This is a genomic window from Collimonas silvisoli, from assembly GCF_018305005.1.
Classification (GTDB): domain Bacteria; phylum Pseudomonadota; class Gammaproteobacteria; order Burkholderiales; family Burkholderiaceae_D; genus Collimonas; species Collimonas silvisoli.
In genome coordinates this window covers 1-4,524 of sequence record NZ_JAGQEG010000181.1, presented here as the reverse complement: position 1 = coordinate 4,524, position 4,524 = coordinate 1, and the positions used below count along the sequence as shown (strand labels likewise).

The window sequence follows — 4,524 nt, the reverse complement described above, 5'->3', positions numbered from 1 at the left end:
CGGCAACGATTAGTCGCCCTGCTGAACGAAGACCGACCCGGTCGACATTACGACCGGGTCGTCAAAGCGCTACCTCAACGTTACTCCGTCCGGGTCCTGAAAAGAGACCTTAACTGAACGGCATTAGCGGCGAGGCGCCAGATTATTTGCGCGCAGCGTCGAGAATCAAACCGGCCAGGCGTTCATAGTTGCCGTCGAAATGATGACCGCCGCTCAGCTTCAGCAATTTGACGCGGCTGGCGTCCAGCCTCGGGCAGGCGGAATCGTTTTCTTCGCTGCCGTAGATGCACATGGCCAGGCCAGCCGGCAGTTTTGCGACTTCCGGCAGGATCGGCAGGCCGTCGTTACTGGAGCTGACCCAATTGCTCAGATGGAATTGGAAATCGGCTTTCTTGCCCAGCCCCATCAGCGCGATCAAGGGTACCGACGCCAGAGCCTTGCCAGACAAACGGTTGCCGACAAAGGGCAAGACGTCGGCTCCTTGCGAATAACCAATCAATACCACTTTGGCTTTTCCCCAGCGCGCCATATAAAACTGCATCAGGCGCTCCACATCTTTTGCCGTTGACGCCGGTGTGTGCGCGCTCCAGAAATAGCGCAGCGAATCGATGCCGACCACCGGCACGCCACGCTTGGACAGTGCAGTGGCGACGTCACGGTCGATGCCGGCCCAGCCGCCATCGCCGCTGATCAGGATCGCCATGGTGTCGGCATCGCGGCTGCGTTCGGATGACGCCAGCGCGGCGACCTCAACCACCGGTAAATCGGACACCGCGGCAGGCGGCGCTTGCACCGCTACGGCTTGCTTTGCGTTCAGGCTGGCATACGCTGCCTTCAGCTGCGTCAGTTCCGGCCGATCCGTGGCAGGCGCCATGCTCAATTCAGCACCGCCGACACTGGCGACAAATGCGCGGGTAACGCCGGCCGCGCAACGCCCCGCGTTAGGCGCGTCTGCGTCCAGCAGAACGCGCCATGCCGCCGGCAGTCTGGCAACCGGCAGCAAGTCCACTCCCTTGCCTTTTGCGCGCAGATTGAAATGCACATTCTCGCCTTTGCACAGCGGCTTGCGCAAATTCAGCGCCGGACAAAATCCCAGCGACAAGGCGCCGCTAAAAGTGTTCGCGGGCGCTTGGGCCAGCATCGCATAAGCCAGGGTTGCGCCGGAGCCCTCTCCCACCAAGAGCGGCGGATAATATCCGGGAAGTTTTTCGTAAGCCTGCACGAAGCGGCTCAGGTTTTCCAGGTCGCCGTCAGGAAACGCGCAATCGCCGCCATCCGCATTCAGGCTGGCGAATAGTTGCGGGGTACTGATGCCGGCCACCAAAGCGCCTTGCTGCGCCAACGCATGGGCCTTCTCGGCGGCGCTTTTGTCCCAACCGGCATCACCCGAAAGCAGCAAGACGACGCCATTGACCGGCCCCGCCGGCTGGTAGATTTCAACATTCTTGAAACGCCCGTGGCTTAGGCTGTGATGCGCCTCATCCGCACTGGCACGGCTGCCGATGACAGCCATCGCGCATAACGCCAGGCAAATTAATCTGTGCTTTCTCAATCTCATTTACTGATCGCTCCCTTGAGGCCGCCGCTGATCAGCGCGGCGGTATCGGTGAATGCGAACAGCGGCGCCAGGCCGCCCTTGGTCACCAGATAGCGCGCCTCCCACACCGGATCGAACTTGTCTTTGAAATTGCGCAAGCCGCGGAAATTATAAAAACGCCCGCCGTGCATGAACAGCAAGCGGCCAAAGCGCTGCCAGCGCGGCGCCAGCTGATGGTCTTTCATGCCTGACATCGGCGCCATGCCCAAGCCGAAACGCTGGAATCCCTGCTCCTTGAAGTGCAGCATCAATTGCGAGAACAGGAAATCCATGGTGCCTGGCGGCGCATCCGGCAGTTGCCGCATCAGATCGATGCTGGCTTCGATTCGCAATACGTCGGGACACATCAAACTGGCAAAGGCGATGATCTTTTGCCCGCGACGAATCACTGCGACCGGCTGACGCAAGATATAGGTTTCGTCGAAAGCACCCAGCGAAAAACTTTTTTCGCGAGTGTCCTGGTCGGCCAGCCAGGCATCCGAGACCAGCTTGAGTTGATCCAGCAGCGGCGGCAGCTGCTCAAGCGTCAGCATCTCGAAACTCAGGCCCTCGCGCTCGGCCCGATTGACGCCATGCCGGAGATTGGCGCGGCGCGGCCCTTGCAGGCTGAACTGATGCAACGGCACGTAAGCCTCTTCGCCCAGCTTATAAACCCGCAGACCGGCGTCTAGATATAGCGGCAAGGATTGCGGCCGCACTTTATAGAATGCAGCGCGGCCGCCGTGGCCGTCGGCCAGTTCGATAAAACGCCAGATCAGCTCGGACCACTCCTGCGGATCGCCGACTGGATCGGACAAGGCCACCCAGGAGCGATTATGTTTGGCGAACATGATGAAGCTGTTGCCAGAGGCAGAAAACAGCAGGCTCTTATCGCCCATCAAAGCCAGGCATGCATCCGCCGCAGGCTGCTTGCGCAGGATCCCGGCGGCGCGTTGCAACTCCTGTTCCGTGGGCCGTTCGGCGGCGCCGGTCGAGCGCCGGAACAACTGCCACAAGCCCAGGCCCAGAGCCATGATGGCCACCACCATCAAGGTCCGCATCGAGCGTGGCGCGTAATCGTCGAAGGCAAATTGCCACCACATGCGATCGGCGTAGTCGATGTCGCGATAGGCAAACAGCAGTATCCAGCCGCAGGCCGCGAGCACACAGGCAACCGCAATCAGCCAGCCGGGCTCGAAGGTTTGCGAAAACAAAGACGAGCGCCGGTCGAACTGCTTACGCGAAATCACCAGCAGCGAGGCCAGCAAGAACAGCACGATGAATTCGGAAATGGCGATACCCTTGGGCAGCGCCAGAATCCCGGCGATCACGGTCAGCACCAGCGACGCCCACCACGCAGCATCGAGCCGGTGCAGCAAGCCGCGCGCCAGGAATAGCATCGCCAGGCCGGCGACGCTGCCGATCAGGTGCGACGCCTCCACCACAAACAAAGGCACATGCAGCCTCAGCAATTCTTCGGCATGGCGGGTGGCCGGCGTAACGCCGGATATCAGCAACATGGTGCCGGTCACCAGGGTCAATGCGGTGAGCAGCCATGGCGACAGTTTCACCGCGGCGCGCGCCACCGGTGCGCCGGCGCCTGCACGCATTTCGAATGCCGCGAGCAAAATCGTTGCCAGCAACAGCGGCAACAGGAAATAGATGCTCCGATACAGCAGCAAGGCCGCCGCGATGGCGCTGGTTGGCGCGTGATTGGCGCAAGCCAGCAAAATCACCGCCTCGAAGACGCCGACGCCGCCCGGCACATGGCTGATCACGCCAAGCGCCATCGCTATCGCATAAAACGCGACGAAGGTAGGCAGATCGATGACGCCGCTCGGCAGCAAGAACCATAAGGTTGCCGCTGCGGCGCTTAAATCGACGGCGGAGATCAGCAACTGGCGCAGGGCCAATCCCGCCTCCGGCAAGCGCAGATTCCAACGGCCGAACAGCAGCAGCTCGCGGCGCATGCGGCATAAGCCGATAAAACCCGCTACGCCAAGCAACACGATGCAAGCCAGCGCGCGCAACGACCAGCCGGGAATATGCGCCAGGGCCTCGACCTGCGGCGCACCCCACAACAAACCGATGGCGCCGAAAGTGGTCATGCCGAGGCCGAATGCGCCCGCATTGAAGGCGATCGCTTGCGCCACCTGAGATGCCTCGACCCCGCTTGCCGTGTACAAGCGCATGCGCACCGTGCCGCCGGTCAGCACCCCAAGCCCGACGGTATTGCCAAGTGCGTAGGCGATGAACGAGGTCAAGCCGATGGTGGTCCCTTTAACCTTGGCGCCGACGTAACGCAAACTGGAAACATCGTAGCCGGCCAGCGACAGATAACTTACCGCTGTCGCCAGCACTGCCAGCAACAGATTGCTGAGCGGAGTGTGTTTCACGGCATGCACGATGCTGCGATAGTGCACATCCGCGAGCAAGCTATGCAGGGACTTGAACACTAAGGCACCCAAGACGAGCACCACCAGCAGCGTCAACCAGTAACGCCAGCTTACGCCCGTCTTTTGAGCGGCAGGTGTGATGTCAGGCGCCGGCATGTCTGCTGGCGATGAGGATGAGGGACGTGCCATGTAACCTTTATCTATCCGGCCCAACCTCGATGAGATCGACCGTCAACTACTTAAGCAACTGGTAAGAGCCAGTTTACAAAGCAAGGTTCGCTGCGGTAAATAATAAACTGACAAAGAAAAGTACCGCAAAAACAAAAAAACCGCATCAGCACGGGGCTAGAAGCGGTTCTTTGTACGTTCTCGGATTTCTCGGAACATGTTCTTGGAGGAGGCGGTGGGATTTGAACCCACGATACAGGTTTAAGCCCATATGCTTCCTTAGCAGGGAAGTGCCTTCGACCACTCGGCCACGCCTCCAAACTTAAACGGCTTTTAAGCAACGCCGCGTTAAGGACACGAATAATAACTTTTCATGCGGTTTTG

The 4,524-nt window shown here is 60.1% G+C and carries 2 protein-coding genes and 1 tRNA gene; all 3 read right to left on the bottom strand.

What is annotated here, in order from left to right:
- Positions 1 to 142: 142 nt before the first annotated feature.
- The 3 genes from KHU33_RS25535 to KHU33_RS25525 all read right to left on the bottom strand — a co-directional run bounded on the left by KHU33_RS25535 (position 143) and on the right by KHU33_RS25525 (position 4,458).
- Positions 143 to 1,513, bottom strand: a complete 1,371-nt coding sequence (locus KHU33_RS25535) for an AcvB/VirJ family lysyl-phosphatidylglycerol hydrolase (RefSeq protein ID WP_230414552.1) — start codon at positions 1,511 to 1,513, stop codon at positions 143 to 145.
- A 41-nt stretch (positions 1,514 to 1,554) separates the two neighbouring features.
- Positions 1,555 to 4,161: a bifunctional lysylphosphatidylglycerol flippase/synthetase MprF gene (mprF, locus tag KHU33_RS25530; protein WP_407928321.1), complete on the bottom strand. Its 2,607-nt coding sequence runs from the start codon at positions 4,159 to 4,161 to the stop codon at positions 1,555 to 1,557.
- A gap of 203 nt (positions 4,162 to 4,364) precedes the next feature.
- Positions 4,365 to 4,458: transfer RNA gene (locus tag KHU33_RS25525), tRNA-Ser, on the bottom strand.
- Between the last annotated feature and the right edge of the window lie 66 nt (positions 4,459 to 4,524).

Bases quoted from the DNA above. Each gene is read 5' to 3' on its own strand.
- mprF (WP_407928321.1), bottom strand. From the start codon at position 4,161: ATGGCACGTCCCTCATCCTCATCGCCAGCAGACATGCCGGCGCCTGAC.
- KHU33_RS25535 (WP_230414552.1), bottom strand. From the start codon at position 1,513: ATGGCTGTCATCGGCAGCCGTGCCAGTGCGGATGAGGCGCATCACAGC.